This is a genomic window from Psychroflexus tropicus DSM 15496, assembly GCF_000378765.1.
GTDB lineage: Bacteria > Bacteroidota > Bacteroidia > Flavobacteriales > Flavobacteriaceae > Psychroflexus > Psychroflexus tropicus.
Genome location: NZ_KB905342.1, coordinates 806,255 through 829,780, shown reverse-complemented (window position 1 = coordinate 829,780; position 23,526 = coordinate 806,255). Strand labels below are relative to the sequence as shown.

The following is a 23,526-nucleotide window of genomic DNA, read 5'->3' as shown; positions in this document are numbered from 1 at the left end:
ATGATCAAAATTAAGTAATATTCATTCCCTTTTCTTTAGAGATACCTATTTATAATGTCTTGCGCTTGTCTATAGTAACCTCCTCCAAATAGATTAACATGAACCAGAACATAGTAAAGCTGCCATAAGGGAATTCGATTCTTCATGTTTGACTGTAATGGGAAGGACTCATGGTATGCTTGAAATAATTTATCATCGAACCCACCAAAGAGTTTCATCATGGCGAGGTCCATTTCTCTAGGCGCATAGGCCACAGCAGGATCGATCAGGCAAGGCTGGTTTTTAGAATTGATTAAATAATTCCCCGACCATAAGTCTCCGTGGATTAGGGCTGGAGATTCTTCTGGAATAAGAGGTTTTATGGTTTTGAAAAAAGCATCCAAAGGCTCAAAATCATAGCCCAGCTGTTGTGCCTTTTGAAATTGTGGTTTTAAACGCTGCTGAATCAAAAAGTCAGCAGCCGTTTGCTCAGGTTCATTAAATTGAGGTAGGCTCCCAATAAAATTGTTCTCCTTAAATCCAAAAGTGGACTGAGACATTTTGTGCAGATCGGCCAGTTGATGACCAAAGTCTTCCCAAAAACCTTCTTTCTTTATACCTGATCGTTTGTACTCTATGAGTAGGTAGGTTTGAGTATCAAATTCACCATAGCCAAAAACCTTAGGAACATCTATGGTTTTAGAAGTAGTTAATTCCTTCAGGCCGTTGGCTTCTTTTTGAAATAAATCAGGATAGAGCTCTGCCTCATTAAGTTTTAAAACATAAGATAGATGTTGAGACTTTAAGCGGAAAACCGAATTGATATCACCTCCAGTAAGTATCTCAGATAAGATAAATTTAGCACCAAACCTTGCTTCTAAATGAGCTTGAAAATCTAAGTCTATATGCATTACTTCATTTTTTATTGACTTCAAAAAACTAGATGATTGAGTGATGTCTTAGTAGCTCTAAATTATTTTAGAACCAAATAGCCTTAATCTACAAGTTGAGCAAGTCGTTGCCCTACCAAACTTCCCAAAGCAACTCCCATTCCTCCTAAACCCACACCGCAAAACACTGTAGAATCTATTTGTTTTAGAATCGGCTTTTTTTGAGAGTGTAGTCCTAAAATGCCACTCCAACTGTATTCTATGTCGACGTCGACCTCGGGCAGAATTGTTTTTTTAAGTAAGTCCTCCAAAGCCTTTTGAATAAGAGGGGTTGATCTCAATTCAGTAGTAGTTTCTCCTTTAGAATCCAGATGACGTCCTCCCCCTAGAAGAATTCGGTTGTCAATATTTCTAAAATAATAATAGCCTTGTTCCAAATGAAACGTGCCTTTTATTTTTAGATTCTGTATTGGCTTTGTAATCAAGACTTGATTTCTAGCTGGCATAACTTCAGAAACCCCTAACTCACTAGCAAATCCATTAGTGGCTATAAGCAGATGAGTAGAAGAAAAGGTAAAGGCATTGGTTTCTATCTTGACAGAATCACAACACTGGATATAATTTATAACATGAATTTGATTCAGTATACTGATGCCACAAGCATGAACCTCATGAAGTAAAGCTTTCATCATGTTACCAGTATGGATCTGACCTTCAAAAGCATTAAACCCTAATTGTTCTTTTACATTTCCAAAACCAAAACGATTGGGAACAAAGCTAAAAACCTTATCCTTAAAAATGGGTTGTAACAGCGAATTCAGGTATTCAATTTTTGTAAGGCAATGCTCATAAAGGTCTCCTTGCTGTGGAAACAGCTCGTGTCCGCCAAAAGGCTGAAAATTGATAGCTTTATCTCCAAGCAAACATCGTAGTTGACGCAAACCTTCAGCCCTTATCTTTACCAGCTCAACAACCTCTTCCTCAGAATGTGATTTTAAATCAGATAGCAACTCACTCATACTGCCAAAACAGGCAAAACCTGCGTTTTTAGTACTCGCCCCTTGGGGTAAAGCGCCTTTTTCTAAAATAAGAATGTTGGCTTTAGGAAAGCGTTGTTTAAGGTGTAAAGCACAGGTAAGCCCAACAATGCCACTTCCTACTATAGTATAATCAATATTAGCTAGCCAAGATTTATATTCCCAGTAGGATAAGTTCATGCTATAAATAAAAACATTTATGAAATAATAGTATAATTAAAAATTGTTTTATTCCAATATTATCTTTTTAGTGATTGAGCTTGAGCCATTTCCTACTTCTAAAATATATACACCAGGAGAAAGATGCTGCAAATTTAAAGTTTGACTAAATTGACCAACACTCTCATAGTTTTTTTGAATTAATAGCTTTCCGCCGATATCAAAAATATTGATTTTGAATCCTGTACTTGAATATAATTTTAGTTGTACAGTAAGCTCACCTTGACTAGGGTTTGGGAAAACTGAAAAATCATTAAAGGTAAACTTGCTTTGACTTAGAGTGGATTCAACATTAATCGTGTAATCTTCAACTTCTGCATCATGTCCATTTTCACAAGACTGGGGAAAATCGTTTTGATTACTCGGAGTATATTTTGTAGTCACTCGCATTAACGTGTTGCCTAAAACAGCATCGGCTGGAACTGTAAAATCTAAAGGAGAATTTGCTGTAGGTTGATTCAGTAAATTTACAGATCTTCCCAGGTCATATTGTTCCCCTGGATCATCAAAACTACAATTTTGATTCCAATCTATCCAAACATAGGTGATGATCTGATAGTTTCCATCAGAATTTGCATTTATAGTTAGTTCGTAGTTTTGATCGACAACCAAATCCGCACTAATATCTGTGAAGTCACTGTACCCAGAAGGCTTGCCTGTGTCTAAGTTACTCAAAATATCGATCTCACCATCATTGATAATAACTCCTGTTGTACTTGTTTCAAAATTCATATTACCAACTGAATCACAAGCTCCATCTATAATTGTTAAAGTCACCTCTATAGATTTTGTGATAGATGCAGAAGTTGCAATTACTTCTAAAGTATAGATATCAGGCACTACACTTAATAAATTAGAAACTAGAAGACTAAAAGAACCATCAGCATTCAAACTAGATGGAGTAAACTCGAATTGGGCATTGTTAGGTCCAACAGCAGTAAATGATGTAGATTCTGAAAAACCATTGGAGGTGGCGTAATTAAAATCGAATACGACTCCATCCAAATTACAAATATTTTCTTCAGAGTTAATTGCAGTTACACTAAAATCTGGTGTCGAATCTAAATTAAACGGTTCTGAAACCGTATAAAAAATATGGTCTGCGGCTTCTATTAGCAATCTTGCATCTGAGGTTGCACTTATATTTGGTAATGTTATTTCAGCAGAACCAGAATTGGGAACATTAATAGCGAGCTCTGTAGAAAAATCTATTCCATCCTCAGAGAAATAAATATTTACAGCCTCGCAATTAATGGGAGCAATATTACTATCACCAACAGTCCAGTTGACAGTTTGTGTAGAGCCTGGCGCCCATGTAGGAGGAGTTTGAACGGTAAAAGGAACTGTCTCTACAGTAGTGACCACCATTTCATCAGAACTTGTATTTCCCGCCAAAATAGAGTTATCCCGCACTGTTAATACAAAACTCATACTTCTTGCTATCGAGGGTACCACCTCCCAGGTAGATGCTAACGAGCCAGACAATACCGTACTAAAGGAAGGCATAAAACGGTCTGGGGACGTAGAAGGTGATAGAGATCTGAATGCTGGGCCTACAGTTGAAGAAGACTGTGGAGGCATTGGTGCTGGAGTTCTATCATTTTGCTCCCAGGTGTAAGTTAGAAAATCATCTTCGTTGCTATCTGTTGCATTGCCTTTTAAAATAAATGGAGTTGATTTTGGGATGAAATAATCAGGGCCTGCATCAGCTACAGGAGCTGCATTTGCCGTTTGTGACAATTCTCCACAATTACTACTATTCCCTTGAGAGATATTAAACCACATTTCCTTAATATTCTCTCCGTGGAAATAATCATCACTATTAGACTGCACATTAGGTGAACAGATTCCAGCATAGCCCATAATCGTAGAGGCACTTCCAGGCTCAACCGAAACAGCAGAGCGATTGCAATTATTGTTTTGAGTGTGATTTGCACCATATTGATGACCCATTTCGTGGGCTACGTAATCAATATCAAAGGTGTCACCAACCGGAGCTGGTTGCCCTGTAACTCCTCCAGCTTTAATACCTGTACACGGTGAATTGAGATATGCTACACCTCCACCTCCAGTACTAAATACATGGCCAATATCATAATTATTAAATCCTATATTATCATCACATACCTCTTGGTTTTGACCTAGCATTGCTCCTCCATTTCCATTTGAAAACGGGTCTGAACTGGGGTTTGGCCCCAAAAAAATGATACTCTCATTAGGCACCATTACCATGGTCACCCCCAAATCGCGCTCATAAACTGCATTAACACGTGTCATCGTCGTATTCATTGCTGCTATCACACCTTCGAGAGTTCCTCCATGAAATTGTGCATATTCTACCGTGCAAGCCAGAGCTAACCTATAGGTTCTCAATTGCCCGTCATTTGCATTTTTCAAATCAGGAAAGTCGCTCTCTAGATTATTATTTTTATTAGAAGGAGGTTCGGTAAGACATTGAAAAGACCCTTCATTTTTGTCTTCCTCGGAATTGATGAAGCTAATGTAACTTGTAGACGAATAAGGTTCAATGAATACTGTTTTTCCTGCCGACAGCAATGTTGAACTTAGTCCTTTTTCTTTAGAGAAGCTAAACCTCAAGATGAAGGAAGCATCCTCGACTCCTCTACCAATATAAGATCTCGAAGAAGGAAATTGGTCCTGAAGCTCTGGTGTCATTACAGAAGCTTCCATAATCTTAAATGATTGAAAGTCTCCATTAGGCATAGGAAAATCTAAAATTGAATTTGAGCTTTTTCCCTCATCTCGACTTGGAACGCTTCTTAGAAAAGCTTGTAAGCGTTCTGCATCAAGCTCATAGAAAGAACTGATTTGAGGTACATTTTTATAAAATATGAGACTATCCTGATTGACCTGTTGTTTATCCACAAGCTCCCAAAATGCATTCCGATTTTGAGATAGGCTTATGTTTGTGACTAATAAAAAGATAACAGACCAAAAATGATAATTCTTCATGATTTTTATATAATTTGTTTAAACTTAATGAATTTATATATTATAGCTATTGATCTGACAAACAATTGAAATGAAATTCAAACCATTGATATCCATCATCCTATTCATAGCACTTTCTGCATGCAAATCAAATCAATCTTCGGTAAATGAAAAACATGAGACAGGTTTTAGCATTTCAGGATGTCCCGAAGGAGGTAACTGTACATTTGAGGAAATGACCGATTCTGCCCTAGTATTGAAAACAGATGGTATAGGAAAACTCTATCCTAATGTTCAAAAAGGAACAAAAACCGTTTTGAAATTTGAGTATCTCCGAGATGAAGACCCTAGAATAGCCGATGATGGATACAGAGAGGTGATTTTTATAGAGTTTGATCCTAGTATTGAGACCCTTCAATTACAAGATCAAAAATTAAAGCAAGCTAAAGCATTATTCGGCAGACTTTGCTTTTGTGGAAATCAAGCTGGATACTTCCTTGTTGAAAAAGGAAATTTAAATGTGAGCACCAATAATGGTAAAACTGTAAACTACAGTTTAGATTTTGAAATTTCTAACCTCCCTCAACAGATTAGAAGCTTTTCAATAACTAATTGATCGATTGTTAAGAGATCATGCAGCTTAAGTTATCAAATCATTAAGCTTCTCCAGCTTTTCATTTTATACGCAACCTTTGATTCATTTAATATCTGATAAATAAACAAAACCTTATGAAATCACTTCTTTCATCCATCATTCTTTTACTTATAATGACTGCATTTGCTTTTGCACAAGATAGTCAGGAATCTATTTTCAGTTTCGGTCTTAAATCTGGAGTGAGTGATTACAGTTTTTCATCGGACAGAGTTAATGCTTAGTCAAATTTCTCATTTTATGCTGGAGGGTATGCCAATCACAGTATAACTAATTCCTCAAGTTTTCAAATCGAACTTCTATTGGAAAATTATAGTATAAACGATGAAAGATTTTTTTTTTAATTCAGAAACTGATCTCTTACAATTAAGCCTTCCTGTATTTATGAAATTTGAAGCTAAACCAAATCTCTTTTTCAATCTTGGAGGATTTATAGGCTATAACGTCGATGTGAGCTCCGAAATCAATGGTAGATCTACCAATGATCTTATAAAAAATTGGGAGGCTGGTTTACTAGCAGGGGTTGAATATCACATTTATAAAGGAATTTTCGTAGAGCTTCGTTACAATTACGGTTTAACCAACCTCCAGAACAGCCCTGAAAATGTTGGAGATATCATAGAGGATTTAGCCGAAATTAAAACCAGAGCTTTATTTTTTGGGGTTGGATTTCAGTTTTAACTCAGAGATAAAGATGCTTAACTCAAGAGGCTACTTTCTGTATTTATTAAAAGAACAAACTGACTTTTCTATCATTTCAGTTAAAGCAATCGAAATGAAATCCCAATTCAATAAAAAAACTATTTTTGTGCTTTCAATTTAAACTTATGTCTTTAAAAAAAGCTTCTCTACTTATACTTCTGGTACTAATTATTGATCAGGTTTCAAAAATCTATATCAAGACCAATTTCATGCTCGGTGAAGAAGTGGACGTTCTGGGTTGGTTTCGTATTCTTTTTGTAGAAAACGACGGTATGGCCTGGGGCGCGAAGATACCAGGATCTTACGGAAAGATTTTATTGACCTCCTTCAGAATTGTTGCCATTGGTTTAATTAGCTACTGGCTGTGGGATAGTATTAAAAAGAAATCACCTAAAATATTAATCATCTCAGTCTCCTTAATTTTAGCGGGAGCTATTGGGAACATCATTGATTCTGTATTTTACGGGGTCATCTTCGATTCCAGTTTAGGAAACATAGCCACTCTTTTCGCTGAAGAACCTTATGGCGAATTACTGAAAGGAAAGGTAGTGGATATGCTCTATTTCCCTCTTTACAATGATGTTTTGCCAGAATGGATTCCGATTTGGGGTGGAGAACGTTTCGTGTTTTTTGAACCTGTGTTCAATGTGGCCGACACGGCCATCAGTACCGGTTTTGGGCTCTTAGTCGTCTTTAACAAAAAAGCCTTTCCAAAAAAAGAGGACTAAAGATTTTTAGGCTGAATTTTGAGCAACAATTTATAAGCCCTGATATCATCATTTGAAGTTACAGGATAGGGCGCCAAATTTTTCAAATAGACTACATGATCTGAGGTTGAAAGTATTTCCATGTGAAAACCCATTGCCGGAATAGTTATAAGTTCTGATTTAGATTCTGTTCCATCAAAAATTTCAATTATAACCTTAGCCTCTCCTGGCCAGACACAGGTGACTTTCTCTGGACATCTGCCATCGCTCGAAACACCTTTGAACGAAAGTTGATATTCATCAATCTTCAAGATTTCCATGACCTTAAGTTTAGTGATAATTTCAGGAACCTTAGCCTTTTCTGATGAAGCATTTGCTTTGTCTCCAGATGTTTGAGCCGATAGGCTTAAAGATAAAATTGACATGCCGATTGCGATGATGTAGGATTTCACTATTAGTATTGATTTTGATTTTGGCTAAAAGTAGTAGAAATAAATCAAATTACCCCAGACCAACATCCAGAGTCATCATGACTACAAAACCTCCAATGAAGCCTAAAGTGGCTAAATCGATGTTACGATCCTGCTGAGACTCGGGCACCACCTCTTCGATCACGACAAAGATCATGGCCCCTGCGGCAAAGCAAAGGGCGTAAGGCAAAATCGGTTCGAACGTAAGCACTGCCCAGGCACCAAGCACAGCGGCAAAAGGCTCCACAATAGCCGATAAATGGCCGTAATTAAAACTCTTCCAGCGTGAAAGACCAAGACCTCTTAGCGGCATAGCTACGGCAAAGCCTTCAGGGAAATTTTGCAAACCAATACCAATCGCTAAGGCTACAGCTCCGCCAATACTTGCTCCTTCTAGTCCAGCAGCGGCTCCTCCAAATAGAACACCAACAGCCAGACCCTCTGGTATATTATGAAGCGTAATAGCAAGAGTTAGCAATGTTGATTTATGCCACTTGGTTTTTACGCCCTCTTTTCGGCTTTCTTTAAAGTTGATATGAAGGTGAGGTAAAACCTTATCTAACCCGAAAATGAAAAGCGCCCCCAATAAAAATCCAACTACTGCAGGAATTACTTTTATAAAGCCTTCTCCTTCACTCATTTCAATTCCAGGAGCCAATAAGCTCCAAAAGCTTGCTGCTACCATTACACCACCTGTAAATCCTAGCATGGTGTCAAAAAGCTTTCTGTTCATCGTTTTAAAGAAAAACACCAAAGAAGCTCCTAGCCCCGTCACCAACCAGGTGAAAGTGGTCGCAAGAAGTGCTGCAACTACTGGATCGAGTTCTTCGAAATAGCGTAGTAAATTTTCCATATTATGGTTTTATATAAATATTTACGGTAACTAAAGGCGAAACATTAAGTCTCTCCCCTCGCACCTTAATTTGCATTGAGCCGTCAAACTCTTCTTTATCCAAAACTTTAATCGTTTCACCTAAAGCGATATTATTCTTATCGAGGTATTTCAAAAATTTTGATGAGGTATCTTTCACACCGACTAAGGTTCCAGTTTCTCCTTTCTTAAGATTAGAGAGTAAGGTCTTGTTGGACACTTGAAAATTTCCTTCTGCATCTGGTATAGGATCTCCATGAGGATCTCGCTGGGGATAATCCAGGAATTTATCCAATTCTGAAATAAGCTTATCTGACTTGATGTGTTCGAGTTCTTCTGCTACATCATGAACTTCATCCCAGGAAAAGTTAAGCTTTTCTACCAAAAACACCTCCCATAACCTGTGTTTTCTTACGATTTGTAAAGCAGTTTGACGTCCAGACTCAGAGAGGTAAACCCCCTGGTATTTTACATATATAACTAAATCCTTATCCGATAACTTCTTAAGCATATCGGTCACTGAAGAAGCTTTAGTCTGCAATTCTTCGGCCAGAGCATTAGTGCTTACACCTTCAGTTGTGTGTTTCTGTAGGTGAAAAATCGCCTTGAGGTAATTTTCTTCAGATAAGGAAAACATGATCGTATTTTAAGTTGAACAAAAGTAAGTTTTTTATTTAAAATTATAAAATATTTAGTTTTGAATATTATTATTTTTAGTTTTGCCTAAAATTATATTCAGATCAAATGAAATCATTTTATATATCCTTATTGTTACTGACTTTAAACACATTTACTTTTGCTCAGAATCACAAGGCTTTTATTTATGGAACTGTTACCACAGCAGAGCGCCCTGTGGCTTTTACTTCTATTTTTATCGAGGATAGTCCTGAAGGCACAACGGCAGATTTAGATGGTAAATTTAAATTGGAAGTGACTCCAGGAGCTAAGACAGTTATCGCTAAAATGCAGGGTTTTCGTGTCATAAAGAAGGAGGTGAATTTAGAAGAAGGGGAACGTCTTGAAGTTAATTTTACTTTGGTAGAAGATGCGCTCGGACTCGATGAAGTGGTAGTGAGCGCTACCCGAAACCGAGTAGAACGAAAAACAACGCCAGTAGTGGTCTCTTCAATTAAACCAAGGATATTGAACGCCACCCAGTCGCTAAGCGTTGCTGATGGGCTTAATTATTCGCCTGGCGTAAGAATAGAAACCAACTGCCAAAATTGTGGATTTACTCAAGTTCGCCTTAACGGTTTAGATGGCGCCTACTCGCAAATTTTACTCGACAGCCGACCAATATTTACATCACTCCTGGGCGTTTATGGTCTGGAACAAATACCAACCAACATTATAGATCGTGTAGAGGTTGTAAGAAGCGGAGGTTCTGCACTTTATGGATCCAATGCGATTGCAGGAACAGTCAATATCATTACCAAAGACCCCGTTATCAACACCTGGGAGGTAGGTAGTAATCTTGCTATCATTGATGGAGATGCTCTAGATCGAAACGTGACCTTCAACACTTCCAGTGTGGCCGATGATCTTAAGTCTGGTGTCACCATTTATGGAACATACAGAAATAGAGAATCCTATGATGCCAACGATGATGGATTTACAGAAATCGTTGAACTAAGGAATACGACTGTGGGTGGAAATGCTTTCTTTAAACCCAACGAACGTAGCAGAATTTCTTTAAATTTAAATGCGATAAGAGAATATAGACGAGGAGGTGATCGACTTGACCTCGCCCCGCAATTTACCGATATCACGGAAGAATTGGATCACGATACCTTTATCGGCGGACTCGATTACGAAATCAATAGCAAAGATTTTACAAACAAATTTCAAGTTTACACCTCTGCTTCCTACACCAACAGAGATAGTTACTACGGCGGTTTGGGTGGCGCAAGAACCAGACAAGACAGTATTGTCGCTAATAATGCTTTTGGAAACACACAGGATCTAGCCTGGGTGAATGGAGCCCAATACACTAAAAATTTCAAAAACAATGATGTGTTTACTGCTGGAGCAGAATACAATATTACCACCACTGAAGATAACATCCCTGGCTATAATAGACTAATCGATCAAAGTGTAAATTCTGCAGGTGCCTACGCTCAGTATGAATGGAAGCCAACCGATCGGTTTACAGCTTTGGTGGGTTCACGTTTAGACAATGTAACCGTTGATGGTGATTATACCATCGGAGGCATCAGACGTAATGTTGACGTAAGTCAGACCGCTCTTTCTCCCCGATTAACACTGTCTTATTTACTCACAGAAGAATTAAGGCTACGTGGTGGTTACGCTCGGGGTTTTAGAGCTCCGCAGGCCTTCAATGAAGACTTGCACATTTCGAGTGTGGGTGGTGAGCAGCAGTTTGTCATCTTATCTGATGAGCTTGATTCTGAATTTTCTAACGCCTTTACAGGATCTATCAATTATTCCAAAACTCAAAATTTACTTCAACTCGACTTTCTCCTTGAAGGATTCTACACGGCTCTGGAAGATCCGTTCACCATTGTGAGTACCGGAGCAGTCTTGCCTAATGGTTCTATTCTAGAAGAAGTGAGAAATGGAGAAAGCTCCAATGTCTTTGGAACAAATTTTGAATTTGGAGTCTCTCCTAATCCAGAATGGAGATTTCAGTTGGGAGGCACACTCCAAAAAACAGAATTTGAGAACCCTCAAGTTCTTTTTGAAAGCCTAGGTGCTCCAGGAGAGTCTGATATTGTCATTGATGAATTTGTGCGCGTTCCCGATCTTTACGGCTACCTTAACGCTACCTGGTTGCCTAGCGAGAAATTTAATGTTGATCTCACTGGGACCTATACAGGGGAAATGGTGGTGCCTCTTGTAATTAGCGACACAGGCTTTCTTCAATTAAATAATGTTGATCCCTTTTTGGACTTGAATCTTAAACTCGAAACCCACTATGATTTTAATGATGACTTCATGGTAACCCTATCTGGAGGAGTAAGAAATATGTTTAACAGTTTTCAAGATGATTTTGATACGGGAGCAGGACGAGATTCAGATTATGTTTATGGTCCTAACCTGCCCAGAACGTTTTTTATCGGTATCAAATTTGGTAAATTTCATTAAACTAATTTAGTAAGCTAGCCGAAGATTGTATCTTAGTAAAGCCTAATTCAAAATCCATAAACCATTACGACCTTCGGCTTTTATTTATGATAAAATCGACTTTCATATATTTCTGTATTTTTTTAGTACTTGGATTACAGTCCTATGCTCAGGAAAAAAACCAAGTCAAGTGGTTGAGCTTTGAGCAGTTGGAAGATTCACTTATGAAACAACCTAAAAAAGTGTTTATAGATTTTTACGCTGAGTGGTGTGTCTATTGCAAAAAAATGGATCAAGCCGCTTTTGAAGATCCTGAAATCATAAGACTCCTCAATCAAAACTTTTACGCCGTAAAAATGGATGTGGAAACAAAAGATACTATACGTTTTGGTGGTAAAACTTTTTTTAACCAGCAACTAGGCAAAACGCGAACACCTACGCACCAGATTCCTTTGCTTTTGGCTTCTCGAGAACAACAGCCCTTTTCTTTACCGGCAATTATCCTCTTAAATGAAAACTTTGAGATAGAAGCCAGGTATTTTAGATACCTTTCACCTGTAGCACTTAGAGCGATTTTGAATTAAGATTAATTCTGATCAAATTCGTTCATCAACCAATAGGAATGAAGATAAAAATTGAATCCTCATCACCGTAATTCATTATAAATTTAAAATTTATGGAGGTATCACTCACTACCCCTGCATTACTTTTTCCCGCCATATCACTGTTATTATTGGCCTATACTAACCGGTTTTTAACCATTGCTGGACTCATAAGGAATTTACATCGTAAGTACCAGTAAGAGCCAGATACCAATATTAAAGCACAGATTTCTAATTTGAAAAAGAGAGTGACTTTAATTAAAAACATGCGATTCTTCGGTATCGTTTCACTCTTACTTTGTGTGGTAAGTATGTTTGCGATTTACGAAACCTGGCAAACCTTAGGTAGCATTATTTTTGGAGTGTCTTTGGTTTTATTAATGGTCTCTCTAATATTATCTATTATCGAGATTCAAATCAGTGTTAAGTCCCTGAATATTCAACTGAAGAATATTGAAAACGATTAGATATCATCGTAATCCACCACCACTTTAGCTGACGTTGGTTGTGCCTGGCAGGTTAAGACCAGGCCTTCTTCTAATTCATCATCGGTAAGAATTTGATTCTTTCGCATTTCGGCAGTTCCTTCTGTAATTTTAGCAACACAGGAGCTGCAAATACCGCCTTGGCAAGAATAAGGCGCATCAATATCTTCTGCTAGGACCGCATCCAAGATCACGTCGTTTTGATCCATAGACAATTCAAACTCTTCATCGTCAACGATGACTGTAAGCTTGGTTTTTCCATCTGTAGAAGCTTCTACTTCGCCTTCTTCCTTAGAAAAAAATAATTCATACTTTACCTTATCTTCAGCAATACCAGCATCCTTGAGTGTCTGCTTTACGGTATCTATCATAGCTTCGGGACCACAGATGTAATATTCAGAAAAATCAAAACCATCATATTTATTCTTGATGACATAATTGACTGTGCCTTTATCGATTCTTCCAAACTTAGCATCGTCTTCTTGTGTTTCAGAATAAATGAATTCAATAAAAAATCGCTCTGGAAAATCCTTCTGCAAACTCAATAGTTCCTGTAGAAATATGGTTTGTTCCGGAGATTTATTTCCATACGCTAAGACAAACTTAGCAGAATCTGACTGTGAAAGGACAGTGCTTATCATCGACATAACTGGGGTGATACCACTACCAGCTGCAAAGGCTACAAAGGTTTTATTATCAAAACTTTCAGGCAAAATGAATTTACCTTCTGCAGGATGTACCTGGAGATCATCTCCTTCTTTCAATTCTGAGTTGGCGTAATTGGAAAATTTTCCATCAGGAATGGCCTTTACGACTATTCCTAAGGATTCACCCTCTTGTGATGAAATAGAATAGGAACGTCTCACATCTTCACCATTAATATTGGTTTCTAAGCTTAAGTATTGTCCGGCTTTAAAGCTGTATTCTGAAGCTAATTCAGAAGGTACCTTAAAAATGATATTGACCGCTTTGTCGGTTTGTCTATTGATCTTTTGAACAGAAAGAGTATGAAATTCAGCCATAGATTTTAAATTTGTGCTAAAAATACAATCCTATCAGAATTAGCATTCAGATTGAACAATATTTTAATGCGGATTTAAGTTTTAATCTATAATTACACTTTTTCAAAGTACATTTGAATTCTCTAAATTTTTCAATTTATGACTTTCAATTCTTTTTGTTATACCTTACTTTTTATGGGTTGCATTAGCATTTCAACTGCACAAAGCCCAGCTGAAACACCTCAAAACCATAGCACTAATAAGATTGAATTTCATAAAGTTGTGGGTGACTCCCTAGAATTGATCCTGGAGGATTATGTAAGATCTATGGAATTGGATTCGGTATGGAGAACTCAGCTTGCAGATCAGATGTATTCCAAACATATGGAAACGGTCATTAAAGACAGTTTATCCGCGGAAAGGGTGGTAACAGAACTTCCTACGGAGTTACTCAAGGAAAGATTGGCTATTTTGAACTCAAAGACACCTTTTAATATTGAGTATAACGAAAGTTTAGAAAGCGTCATCGGCTATTTCCTAAAACGTGAAAAACAAGGCACTGAACGTTTGATGGGCTTAAGTAAATTTTACTTTCCCATGTTTGAAGCGACTTTTGACAAATACGATATTCCTTTGGAGATGAAATATCTAGCTCTAGTTGAATCTGCCTTAAACCCAAGAGCGAAATCCAGAGTAGGTGCTACTGGGTTATGGCAATTCATGTATCCTACTGGAAAAATGTATGATTTGGACGTGAGTAGCTATGTAGACGAGCGTATGGACCCGGTGGCATCTACTGAAGCGGCTGCAAAATATCTAAAAGCGCTTTACACTATGTTTGATGACTGGGATCTGGCTTTAGCGGCCTATAATTCTGGACCTGGAAATGTTTCTAAAGCGATAAGACGAAGCGGAGGAGAGACTAACTACTGGAAATTGAGAAGATATTTACCAAGGGAAACGGCAGGTTATGTTCCATCTTTCCAGGCTATGTTATATCTATATGAATATGCCGAGGAACATAACTTTCAACCTCAACAACCTAGGTCGACCTATTACGGTACAGACACTATAAAAGTAAAGCAGCTCATCACGTTAGATCACATTGCTGAGGTCACACAAACCAACAAAGAGCTTTTAGAGTTTTTAAATCCTAGTTACAAACTCGGTATTATTCCTTTTGAAAAGGATAAGTCCTATTACATTAGACTACCTTATGCCAAATCAGGACTATTTGTAGCCAATGAAGATGAGATTTATGGTTACGCTGAAGATCAAATTGCAAATGCTGAAGAACCTCTTCCTAAGTATTATAAAGCTTCCGACAAAATCAACTATTACGTGAAATCTGGTGATTACTTAGGTCGTATTGCTGAGAAATTTGGAGTAAGGATAAGCCAGCTAAGAGGATGGAACAATTTGAGAAGTAATAACCTAAAAATAGGTCAACGTTTAACCGTATATCCAAGAAAAGCTACTGCTGTAGTGGAATCTTCACCTCGTAAGAAATCGAAGAGCAGCGCAAAGACCAATACTGCACAAGACGTAGATTTCTATAGAGTAAAACCAGGAGATTCATTATGGACCATATCCAGAAAATTTCCAGGTCTCACGATTGAAGATATTAAATCACTCAATGATTTAAAAAATAATCAGCTTCAACCGGGGATGAAACTAAAGGTTTCTAAAGGTTAGAAAAAAGCTCTTAGCTGAACACTTCCTGTATGTACGGCATTTAAGTTTTCGCTTTTTCGTCCGAAATAGGTCAAATTTAAATCCAAAAAGTCTGTGATCTTCTTTTGTAAAAAAAGGGACCAGGTAAAATTTTCATTGGGAAGTAAACCTTCCAGCATTTGATAGGCTACAGGGGAAAAAGTGCTGCCTTCAAACTCATTTTGAATGAAATTGACTTCACCATTGATGCTGTACTTTTGAGCATTATTAAGGGTGAAAGAAAGCCCAAACGTCTGTTGGTTTAAAGCTTCCTGCTCTCCTATCTGGTTTTCTTTTTCAGCTAGTTCATAAAATACGTCAAAGCGTTTATCACCCAGCAGATAAGAAAGTTTAGGGTTAAATAAAAAACCCTCAATATTAAAATTTCTATTTTCAAATCGATCTGAAAAGCTTTCGGCAGTATTCAAATTTTGAGTGATCGTAGCCAGCCAGCTTTCCTGAAATTTATGAAGTAACTTCAGTTCGTGTAACAAGCTCGAGTTTTCCTGTAGCCCCAGTAAGCTTAAGTTTCTAGTGGTATTATTTGTGAAATTATAGGATGTCGTCCAGCGCTGCTTACCCCGATTAAAAAATAAGATATTTCTAAAACTTGTATTCTCTCCAAGTACATCATCATCATTTCCCCCAAAAGGATTCAGATTTAGTCGATTTCCATCTTTAGCCAATTGCCGATCTAATACCAGTGAGGTTTGATTATAAAACTTAGAAGCTATTTTTTTAATTCCAGATTCATTTTGCCATCTATTAAAGTTGAGTGTCATTTGCTGGCTGAATCGAGTTTGATTGGTCCTCACAAAAGTTTGATTAGGAAGCAAGATTCTTACAAACTGACCTTCATCCTGAAATTGAGCAATTTCGAATTCATTTAATTCCTGAACTCCATTTTGGTTGTAATCTATCCAGGTAAATTGACCTTGTCCTGGCTCAACCTCCACATAAGTAAATTCTTGCTGGGCTATACTCCCACTATTGGTTTCATAAGTCGTTGTAGAATTAATTAAGCGGTCAAACAGATTTTGAGAATAGGTGACTCTGGAGTTTAAATTTTGTTCGTTATTTCTTTCATTTTCTTCAAATTCTAAATTCCTAAGGTTAGCAAATAATCGTAACTTGGAATCTTTTGTATTGATAAGCTGTGATCGAACAAAATAATTATTAGACCTATTAACACGTTGAAGCCTGTTGTCTCTTAAACTATCGTTTTGTCGGTATCGGTATCCAATTTCAACATAAACATTGGTAGAATCTCCAGTTCCAGAGAAAACTTCATAACTCGAAAATCGTTGAGTATTTTGGGTAAATTCATCGGTCTCTACCAATTTTTCCTGGTTATCTTCCATATCGAACCTCAAGCCAGACCAGAGCTTGTCAAAATCATAAATACCAGAGAAATTGGCTCTTGCAAATTTTGAGGACAGTAAGGGAGAATCACTGTCAAGATAACTTGCATTTGCGTCAATTTTAAACTTATCCTGAACTTGCCTCACACTAACCACATGTTTTTGTCCTTCAAAATCATTGGTGTAGGCTAAGCGCTGAAATCGATACTGAGCGAGGCTTTTAAGATTGGACCTAAAATCTAAACCCGTGTCTAGAAATAACTGATCACCTGAGGGATTAAATAAGTTCCAATCTCTGGTAAACTCAACATTGTACAACCTTTCCACACTAGTGTAGGAATCTTCTATAAAATTGAAATTTGCGTAAACATCAAGTTGCTGTGTTTCTTTTGAAGCATAAAGGGTTTGGTTCGCAGATAATTGTGTTGCCAGCCCTCTATTATCTCCCTGGTCTAAAGAGGAAAAAAGATTATCATCATTATTACTGGCGGCTACTTCAAATTGGACTGTTGTCTTTTCAGAAGGAGAGTAAACGCCGTTCAACATGGCAATTTGTAATTTGGTTGGAGCAAATAACCTTATAACGGGTTCAAAATTACCTTGAGGAATGCCATCCACGGGTGAAACGTATTCATAAATATTAGCGATAGCGTCTCGGCTAGAAAGAATATAATTCCCTTGATTAGGACCTAAATTAGAAAATCTCACGTTAAAAAGTTCTGCTTCAGGATCATTGGAAAATACAAAGATTTCTCTGCCATCAATAAATTCCTTTTCATATAAAATTCTATTTTCAGAAAATTCTGCAGGTACAGCACTTGGAGCAAACATGTTTTCTTGATTATCCCCTGCCTCTTCCAGGACATCGACTTGTTCATCTGTAAGACTTTGTTGAAGTGGTTGATTTTTCAGGTCATTTTCATTATAAAGAAACCCATTAAGTTGAAGAGATTCCGATCGGTATCTTGAACCAGAGGTCGCTACAATTCTAGAGTAGTTTCTGTCAGATACTTGATACTCTACCACAATTCTCATTTCTGAAGTGATAGGGAAAGTAGAATTAAAAATTAGTTCTCCAGCATTATAGTCAATGAGGTAATCTTCGTTCTCACCACGAGTTAGTTGTCTACCGTTTACAAATACAGCCTCACTTCCAGAAACAATTAAAACAAAGAGTTCGCCATTTTGCCCTACGAGTTTATAAGGTCCTTGATTGCCTTCCTGAGCTGTCAGCTCACTCCTAGTAAATACACCTCTCACCAAAGCTCCGGCTGCATAGATCTCAGCCTGTCGCTCTTCATTTCCAACATCTGCAGACAAAAGTAAGCCCTGTACACGTTTGGTGTAAGAGGCAAAAAAAGATTCATTTTCTATAAGATCGATATCACCTGCTCTAATTCTCCATTTCTCTGACTCCAATTCAATAAAAATTTGATCGAACTCATCTAATTGCTGAGTGTAACCTCCAGATTGTGTTGGGGCATTATCATCTTGTATAGAGGCTCTTAAAGTCACTTTATCAGACAATTTACCAGAAATCTGCAAGTCAAGCTCAGACCTTACCACCGCATTTTGATTATTTCCTACACTTATTGCTCTAGAGATACTTCCACTGGTATTCAAACCAGCAAAAGGCACAAAATTACTAGGCTGACGCTTCTGCTGAAGCTCGTATAAGTTTTCCACCTGACTGTCTGTATCGATAATTAATTTATCATCGAGGGCCTGATAAGTTTTAGTAAGAAACTCTGGGTATTTTTGATAGGTCACAATAAGGCTATCTCTCCCTGATTTCAATTCTGCGAAGGGTATGAGCTGTGAAGTTGCATAATCTATCTGATAAGAATCAGAAGTAATTTCAACACTGTCGGTGCTTTGTAATTTAAATTGAAATGGGCTGATGCTTACCTTTTCGAGTTGAATAGTGTCCTGAATTGCTACTGTTTTGTTAACTATACCAGATTGAGCCTTAAGTTGAAGGGCGACAACGCATAAAATAACAAGAAGGAGATAAGGCCTCATGTGTGTAAAACTAAAGCTTTACAGAAATATTTTAAAGGAAAGTGAAAAAAGTCCTAGAAGAGATAAAAGTTTATAAAAACACAAAGCCTCGGTTATGAATCCGAGGCTTTGCTAATTAACCAATCTATTATGAAAAACTTCATCCTGAGACAAATATAGAAGAATTGTTTACATTTCACATCATTTCAAGGGCCTAAAGACGCTAAAGTTTTATTAAAGTTGGTGTTAAAGTTTAAAACCCTGACTCACAGGGGGCTCCCAAAAGATAGTTTTAAAATTTTGAATTTGGTCATTTTTAATCACTAAGCCTTCTTCTTCCAAAAGCCGCTGCATAGTATCCTGACCTGGGAAATGGTGTTTACCGGTTAGAACACCATTTCTATTCACGACCCGATGAGCGGGTAAATCGCGGTCTAATTTTACGCAAGCATTCATAGCATAGCCCACGGTTCTGGAACTCTTTGCTGCACCTATGGCTTTTGCAATAGCCCCATAACTGGTTACTCTTCCCTCTGGAATTTGTTCCACCACTTTATAAACTCTATCAAAAAAATCTGAATTTGACATAACTTAGGTTTTGGAGAGTCGCACCCAGGTGATAATAATGAGTATGAGCATTAAAACAGCCATGAAATAGTTGGAATATTTTTTAAACACTTCTGTTTTTCCATCTATTTTCATAATGAATACGATGTAAAGATACAAGGTCGTTAAGGTTCCCAGCGCAGCACTTAAGGCAAAGATGATATCATTATACAAAGTGAATTTTACGTCGAAATTGTTACTCAGCAATGTACCGATTAACACGAAGTAAGGAATTGGAAAAATATTTAAGGCGGAAACTAAAATACCCGTAAAAAAGCTCTTGGTTCCTGCACGCTTTTTAAGATTTTGCTGAGTCTTCTTTTTGTTGGCCGATAGGAGAAAGTAAATGAACATCAAAATAAGGATAACAATTCCAGTTTGCAGGAACATATCCTTAACATAAGGATTTGAAAAAATATATTTTGAAATAAGGATGGCGACCAGAGCTTGAAAAAGAACGACCAATGAAGCTCCAAAGGCCATTAAAACGCCATTACGCCTCCCTTTTTCTAAACAGGCTTTAGCCACACTCATATTCACAAGTCCGGGAGGGACCACACCAACAAAAGCAGCAAAGTAAGTAAGTAAATAAACTTGTAGCTCTTCCAAATTTTAGTCCTTAAGTCTGAATTTCAAATAGGTAATCGATTTTTTTTGATCCAGATATTGCTGTTCGTAAAAGGTCTGAATACCAACTACCTCCTCTGGAGCCTCATGATTTACATAAATATCATGATGGGCGTAAATAATATCATGTCCTAAGCCTTCAAGTATGCCTAAGGTGTAACCATGCATAAATTCGCTATCCGTTTTTAAATGAATAAGCCCTCCAGGAGTTAAGATCCGTTTGTACTTATCCAGAAACTTAGGATTTGTCATTCTATGTTTTGTTCGCTTCCATTTAATTTGAGGGTCTGGAAATGTGATCCAGATTTCATCGACTTCTCCTGGGGCAAATATCTGATCTACCAGCTCTATTTGTGTTCTCAGAAAACCTGCATTGGGCATATCATCTTCCAGAGCCGTTTTGGCTCCTCTCCAAAACCGAGCTCCTTTAATGTCTATTCCTAAATAATTACAGTCTGGATTTCGTTTAGCGAGGCCAACCGTATATTCGCCCTTACCACAGCCAAGCTCTAAAACTAGAGGATTATCATTTTTGAAAAAATCCTGTTTCCAACGGCCTTTATACGGATAGGTTTGATCAACAATTTCAGATCGAGTAGGCTGAACTACATTATCAAAAATTTCGTTGTCTTTGAATCGCTTTAATTTGTTTTTACTCCCCACTTTTACTGAAAATTTCGTGTAAAATTAACTAAATTTACGGATAAGCAAAACTTACCTAATTGGCATTACCAACTCACGTTCTCGTCTCACCACTCAACTGGGGTTTAGGCCATGCTAGCAGGTGTGTGCCTGTTATAGCCCATTGTTTAAAACTTGGATGTAAAGTCAGTATAGCTTCGGATGGCAATGCATTAAGTCTTTTGAAAGATGAGTTCCCAACGCTGAGTACACTGGAATTAAACTCCAGCACGGTAAGTTATTCAAAATCTGGCTTGTTTTTTTATTTAAAATTGGTGCTTCAAGGTTTCGGATTACAAAAGCGGGCACTTAAAGATGAACAACTTGTAGAGGATTACGTCCAAAAACATGGAGTAGACCTCATCATTTCTGACCATAGATTTGGAGCCTTTTCACCTTCAGTAAAGTCGGTTATCATCTGTCATCAACTTCAGTTCAAGGCTGGATTGTTTTCATTCACTTCTTCTTATTTTAATGCCAAGCAACTCAATCGATTTGCAGAAGTTTGGGTACCTGATACACTCAATGAACAAAATCTCAGCGGAGTATTAAGCAAGTCTAGTCAGGTTAAAGTTCCTGTGATCAAGGTTGGTATTTTAAGTCGATTTAAAAAGGAGGAAAAAGACAAAACTATAGACTATCTGGCGATCATCTCAGGCCCTGAGCCTTTAAGAACTCAATTGGAAAACCAATTGATTCGCCTTTTCAAAACACTCGGTTCTAAGTCCTGCGTATTGATAAGAGGTGTTTACGAAAAAGACAGCCTTGAAAGCACACCAAACCTTAAGATATACAATCATTTAAAATCAGAAGAGCTTAATTCTCTGATCAATCAATCTCGACTAGTGATCTGCAGGTCTGGTTATTCCTCAGTGATGGATTTAGCTTGCCTGGGTAAAAAAGCCTTTTTTATCCCTACTCCTCATCAGGGAGAACAGATTTATCTAGCAAAGCGCCTGGAGCAGATGAAGATTGCCCCTTTCTGTCCTCAGAAAGATTTTACAAATAAGGACCTTAGAAAAAGTGAATTATATTCAGGTTTTAAATCTAGTAAGTTCACTAGGTTTCCTCCACCTCAATATCCTGAGCTTTTGGAAGTGTAAAAGCAAATTCACTTCCAATTCCAAATACACTATCTACCGAAATTTGTTCATTATGGGCCTCTATGATGTGTTTTACAATAGAAAGACCTAATCCAGAGCCCCCTTCTCTCCTGGAGCCTGTTTTATCTACTCTAAAGAAACGCTCAAATAATCTTGGGATATGCTCCTTCTCAATGCCTTCACCATTATCGGTGACTCGAAGCATGATTTTAGAATCCTTCAACTCTTCGAAGCTTATTTCAGAGGTTCCGCCTTTTTTGCCGTATTTAATGGAGTTTACAATCAAGTTGGTAACTACTTGCTGTATTCTTTCCTTATCGCCATCGACGTAAATCGGCGGATAGTCCTTATCAAAACTCAGGCTGATTTCTTTTTTAGCAGATTTCATCTCCAGAAGATCAAAAACACTTTCTACCAGCTCCACCAAGTCAAAACTTTCAATATACAAGTTGAGATCACCAGTTTCCAACTTGGTGATCATATCCAGATCTTTAACAATGTAAATCAATCTATCCACACCCTTGCTGGCTCTATTAAGGTATTTTTTTCTTACTTTTTTATCTTTAATAGCACCATCTAAAAGGGTGAGAATATAACCTTGCACAGTAAATAAAGGGGTTTTCAATTCATGAGAAACATTACCGATAAATTCTTTTCTGTAATTCTCTCTTACTTTTAAGGATTCAATTTCCAGTTTTTTACCTTTTGCAAAACGCTCGACTTCCTCGGTTAAGGTCTTCATATCGGAGGTTGTTCTTTGACCTGTTAAGCTGGATTGGTCTAAAATAGAAACACTATCGTAGATGGACTTCACCCTTTTGTAAATAAAAAATTCTATTCTCAGTTGAATGATGAAAAAAGAAAACACAAAACAGATCAGCGCAAAAACCAAAATGGAAGGCAAATTGACTTCGAGTTGTATGTATTCATAAAGGGCAATAAGACCCGTTAGTAAAATTGTGATATAAGTAGACGTCTTGAGGGCAAACTTATAGGATCTTTTAAACTTAGTACTCATTCATGTACAAACTTATAACCGACACCTTTAACGGTCTTAAACTTAGCGTCGCCTAATTTTTCTCTTAATTTTCGAATGTGGACATCAATAGTCCTCCCTCCTACAACTACTTCATTCCCCCAAACCGTATTGAGGATATCATCTCTTTTAAAGACTTTATTGGGCTCAGAAGTAAGTAAAGATAATAATTCAAATTCTTTTCGAGGCAAGTTCATTTCTGTCCCGTGATTGTAAATTTTATACTCATCACGATTGATGATGATGTCACCAATCTCTACAATATTTTTTTCTGGTGAGTTCGCCTTAAACCGTCTTAATAAAGCTTTTACTTTACTCATTAAGACTTTAGGCTTAACTGGCTTTGTAATATAATCATCTGCTCCAGCATCAAATCCAGCTACCTGAGAATAATCTTCACCTCTAGCGGTTAAAAATGTAATGATCGTATTTTCCAGGCCTTTGGTTTCTCTGATTTTTTCACAGGCTTCAATACCGTCCATCTCGGGCATCATCACATCCAAAATTACGAGATGAGGGTTTTTCTTCTTGGCTTTTTTTACCCCCTCAGCTCCATTCTCTGCAGTGATCACTTTATAACCTTCGGCGCTCAAATTATAATTTAAAATCTCTAAGATATCTGGATCATCATCCACAACGAGAATAGTGATGTCTGATTTTTTCATGAAGTTTTAGTTTTGATAATGACAAATTTAGGGAATTGAATATTAGCTAAAAGTTAAGAATAGATACAAAAAAAGCTGCTCT

The 23,526-nt window shown here is 37.4% G+C and carries 21 protein-coding genes and 1 pseudogene; 9 read left to right on the top strand and 13 right to left on the bottom strand.

The window, feature by feature from the left end; genetic code table 11:
• Positions 1–35 precede the first annotated feature (35 nt).
• From F598_RS0103745 to F598_RS0103735, 3 genes are all read right to left on the bottom strand, one after another.
• The gene (locus F598_RS0103745; protein ID WP_019037689.1) at positions 36–890 is read right to left on the bottom strand and encodes a fructosamine kinase family protein; all 855 of its coding nucleotides are present in this window, start codon (positions 888–890) and stop codon (positions 36–38) included.
• Positions 891–973: 83 nt separating this feature from the next.
• A complete protein-coding gene (locus tag F598_RS0103740) occupies positions 974–2,086 on the bottom strand; it encodes an NAD(P)/FAD-dependent oxidoreductase (protein WP_019037688.1) in 1,113 nt (370 codons plus the stop codon).
• Positions 2,087–2,134: 48 nt separating this feature from the next.
• On the bottom strand, positions 2,135–5,098 hold the full coding sequence (locus tag F598_RS0103735) for a zinc-dependent metalloprotease (RefSeq protein ID WP_019037687.1): 2,964 nt from the start codon (positions 5,096–5,098) through the stop codon (positions 2,135–2,137).
• 70 nt (positions 5,099–5,168) lie between these two features.
• On the opposite strand from F598_RS0103735, the gene F598_RS0103730 reads away from it, so the two are divergent.
• The 4 genes from F598_RS0103730 to F598_RS0103710 all read left to right on the top strand — a co-directional run bounded on the left by F598_RS0103730 (position 5,169) and on the right by F598_RS0103710 (position 7,159).
• The gene (locus F598_RS0103730; RefSeq protein WP_019037686.1) at positions 5,169–5,693 is read left to right on the top strand and encodes a hypothetical protein; all 525 of its coding nucleotides are present in this window, start codon (positions 5,169–5,171) and stop codon (positions 5,691–5,693) included.
• A 113-nt stretch (positions 5,694–5,806) separates the two neighbouring features.
• Positions 5,807–5,953 carry a hypothetical protein gene (locus tag F598_RS15260; RefSeq protein ID WP_019037685.1) on the top strand — a complete coding sequence of 49 codons (147 nt, stop codon included), beginning with the start codon at positions 5,807–5,809 and terminating at the stop codon, positions 5,951–5,953.
• Between the two features lie 100 nt (positions 5,954–6,053).
• Entirely contained in the window at positions 6,054–6,410 is a 357-nt protein-coding gene (locus tag F598_RS0103720) for an outer membrane beta-barrel protein (protein ID WP_019037684.1), read from the top strand.
• 146 nt (positions 6,411–6,556) lie between these two features.
• Positions 6,557–7,159, top strand: coding sequence for a lipoprotein signal peptidase (locus F598_RS0103710; RefSeq protein ID WP_019037682.1), 603 nt, complete (start codon positions 6,557–6,559; stop codon positions 7,157–7,159).
• Here F598_RS0103710 and F598_RS0103705 read toward each other — a convergent pair.
• Genes F598_RS0103705 through F598_RS0103695 form a run of 3 tightly spaced genes read right to left on the bottom strand, consistent with a single transcriptional unit; the run spans position 7,156 to position 9,116 of the window.
• Positions 7,156–7,590: a hypothetical protein gene (locus F598_RS0103705; RefSeq protein ID WP_019037681.1), complete on the bottom strand. Its 435-nt coding sequence runs from the start codon at positions 7,588–7,590 to the stop codon at positions 7,156–7,158. The two genes, F598_RS0103710 and F598_RS0103705, sit on opposite strands and share 4 nt — an antisense overlap.
• 49 nt (positions 7,591–7,639) lie before the next feature.
• Positions 7,640–8,461, bottom strand: coding sequence for a ZIP family metal transporter (locus F598_RS0103700; RefSeq protein WP_019037680.1), 822 nt, complete (start codon positions 8,459–8,461; stop codon positions 7,640–7,642).
• A gap of 1 nt (position 8,462) precedes the next feature.
• Positions 8,463–9,116 carry a metal-dependent transcriptional regulator gene (locus tag F598_RS0103695; RefSeq protein ID WP_019037679.1) on the bottom strand — a complete coding sequence of 218 codons (654 nt, stop codon included), beginning with the start codon at positions 9,114–9,116 and terminating at the stop codon, positions 8,463–8,465.
• Between the two features lie 107 nt (positions 9,117–9,223).
• On the opposite strand from F598_RS0103695, the gene F598_RS0103690 reads away from it, so the two are divergent.
• The 3 genes and pseudogenes from F598_RS0103690 to F598_RS14740 all read left to right on the top strand — a co-directional run bounded on the left by F598_RS0103690 (position 9,224) and on the right by F598_RS14740 (position 12,632).
• Positions 9,224–11,584: a TonB-dependent receptor gene (locus F598_RS0103690; protein ID WP_019037678.1), complete on the top strand. Its 2,361-nt coding sequence runs from the start codon at positions 9,224–9,226 to the stop codon at positions 11,582–11,584.
• Between the two features lie 86 nt (positions 11,585–11,670).
• Positions 11,671–12,147 (top strand): thioredoxin family protein, encoded by a 477-nt coding sequence (locus F598_RS0103685; protein ID WP_019037677.1) that lies wholly within the window; start codon positions 11,671–11,673, stop codon positions 12,145–12,147.
• Positions 12,148–12,239: 92 nt separating this feature from the next.
• Positions 12,240–12,632: pseudogene (locus tag F598_RS14740) on the top strand (DUF2721 domain-containing protein).
• Here the strand turns inward: F598_RS14740 and F598_RS0103675 are convergent.
• Positions 12,629–13,672: a ferredoxin--NADP reductase gene (locus tag F598_RS0103675; RefSeq protein ID WP_019037674.1), complete on the bottom strand. Its 1,044-nt coding sequence runs from the start codon at positions 13,670–13,672 to the stop codon at positions 12,629–12,631. The pseudogene F598_RS14740 and the gene F598_RS0103675 overlap by 4 nt on opposite strands.
• 138 nt (positions 13,673–13,810) lie before the next feature.
• On the opposite strand from F598_RS0103675, the gene F598_RS0103670 reads away from it, so the two are divergent.
• Positions 13,811–15,346 carry a lytic transglycosylase domain-containing protein gene (locus F598_RS0103670; RefSeq protein ID WP_019037673.1) on the top strand — a complete coding sequence of 512 codons (1,536 nt, stop codon included), beginning with the start codon at positions 13,811–13,813 and terminating at the stop codon, positions 15,344–15,346.
• On the opposite strand, the gene F598_RS0103665 is transcribed toward F598_RS0103670, so the two are convergent.
• The 4 genes from F598_RS0103665 to trmB form a co-directional block, all read right to left on the bottom strand.
• Complete coding sequence (locus tag F598_RS0103665) at positions 15,343–18,747, bottom strand: hypothetical protein (protein ID WP_019037672.1); 3,405 nt, start codon at positions 18,745–18,747, stop codon at positions 15,343–15,345. The two genes, F598_RS0103670 and F598_RS0103665, sit on opposite strands and share 4 nt — an antisense overlap.
• 225 nt (positions 18,748–18,972) lie before the next feature.
• Positions 18,973–19,314 carry an MGMT family protein gene (locus tag F598_RS0103660; RefSeq protein ID WP_019037671.1) on the bottom strand — a complete coding sequence of 114 codons (342 nt, stop codon included), beginning with the start codon at positions 19,312–19,314 and terminating at the stop codon, positions 18,973–18,975.
• A 3-nt stretch (positions 19,315–19,317) separates the two neighbouring features.
• On the bottom strand, positions 19,318–19,941 hold the full coding sequence (locus F598_RS0103655; RefSeq protein WP_019037670.1) for a LysE family translocator: 624 nt from the start codon (positions 19,939–19,941) through the stop codon (positions 19,318–19,320).
• A gap of 3 nt (positions 19,942–19,944) precedes the next feature.
• A complete protein-coding gene (trmB, locus tag F598_RS0103650; RefSeq protein ID WP_019037669.1) occupies positions 19,945–20,622 on the bottom strand; it encodes a tRNA (guanosine(46)-N7)-methyltransferase TrmB in 678 nt (225 codons plus the stop codon).
• 59 nt (positions 20,623–20,681) lie between these two features.
• Here trmB and F598_RS0103645 point away from each other — a divergent pair, with 59 nt between their 5' ends.
• Complete coding sequence (locus F598_RS0103645; RefSeq protein ID WP_026302501.1) at positions 20,682–21,743, top strand: glycosyltransferase; 1,062 nt, start codon at positions 20,682–20,684, stop codon at positions 21,741–21,743.
• Here F598_RS0103645 and F598_RS0103640 read toward each other — a convergent pair.
• Entirely contained in the window at positions 21,700–22,761 is a 1,062-nt protein-coding gene (locus F598_RS0103640) for a sensor histidine kinase (RefSeq protein ID WP_019037667.1), read from the bottom strand. The two genes, F598_RS0103645 and F598_RS0103640, sit on opposite strands and share 44 nt — an antisense overlap.
• Positions 22,758–23,444 (bottom strand): response regulator transcription factor, encoded by a 687-nt coding sequence (locus tag F598_RS0103635; RefSeq protein WP_019037666.1) that lies wholly within the window; start codon positions 23,442–23,444, stop codon positions 22,758–22,760. The genes F598_RS0103640 and F598_RS0103635 overlap by 4 nt, the downstream gene beginning before the upstream one ends.
• Positions 23,445–23,526 lie beyond the last annotated feature (82 nt).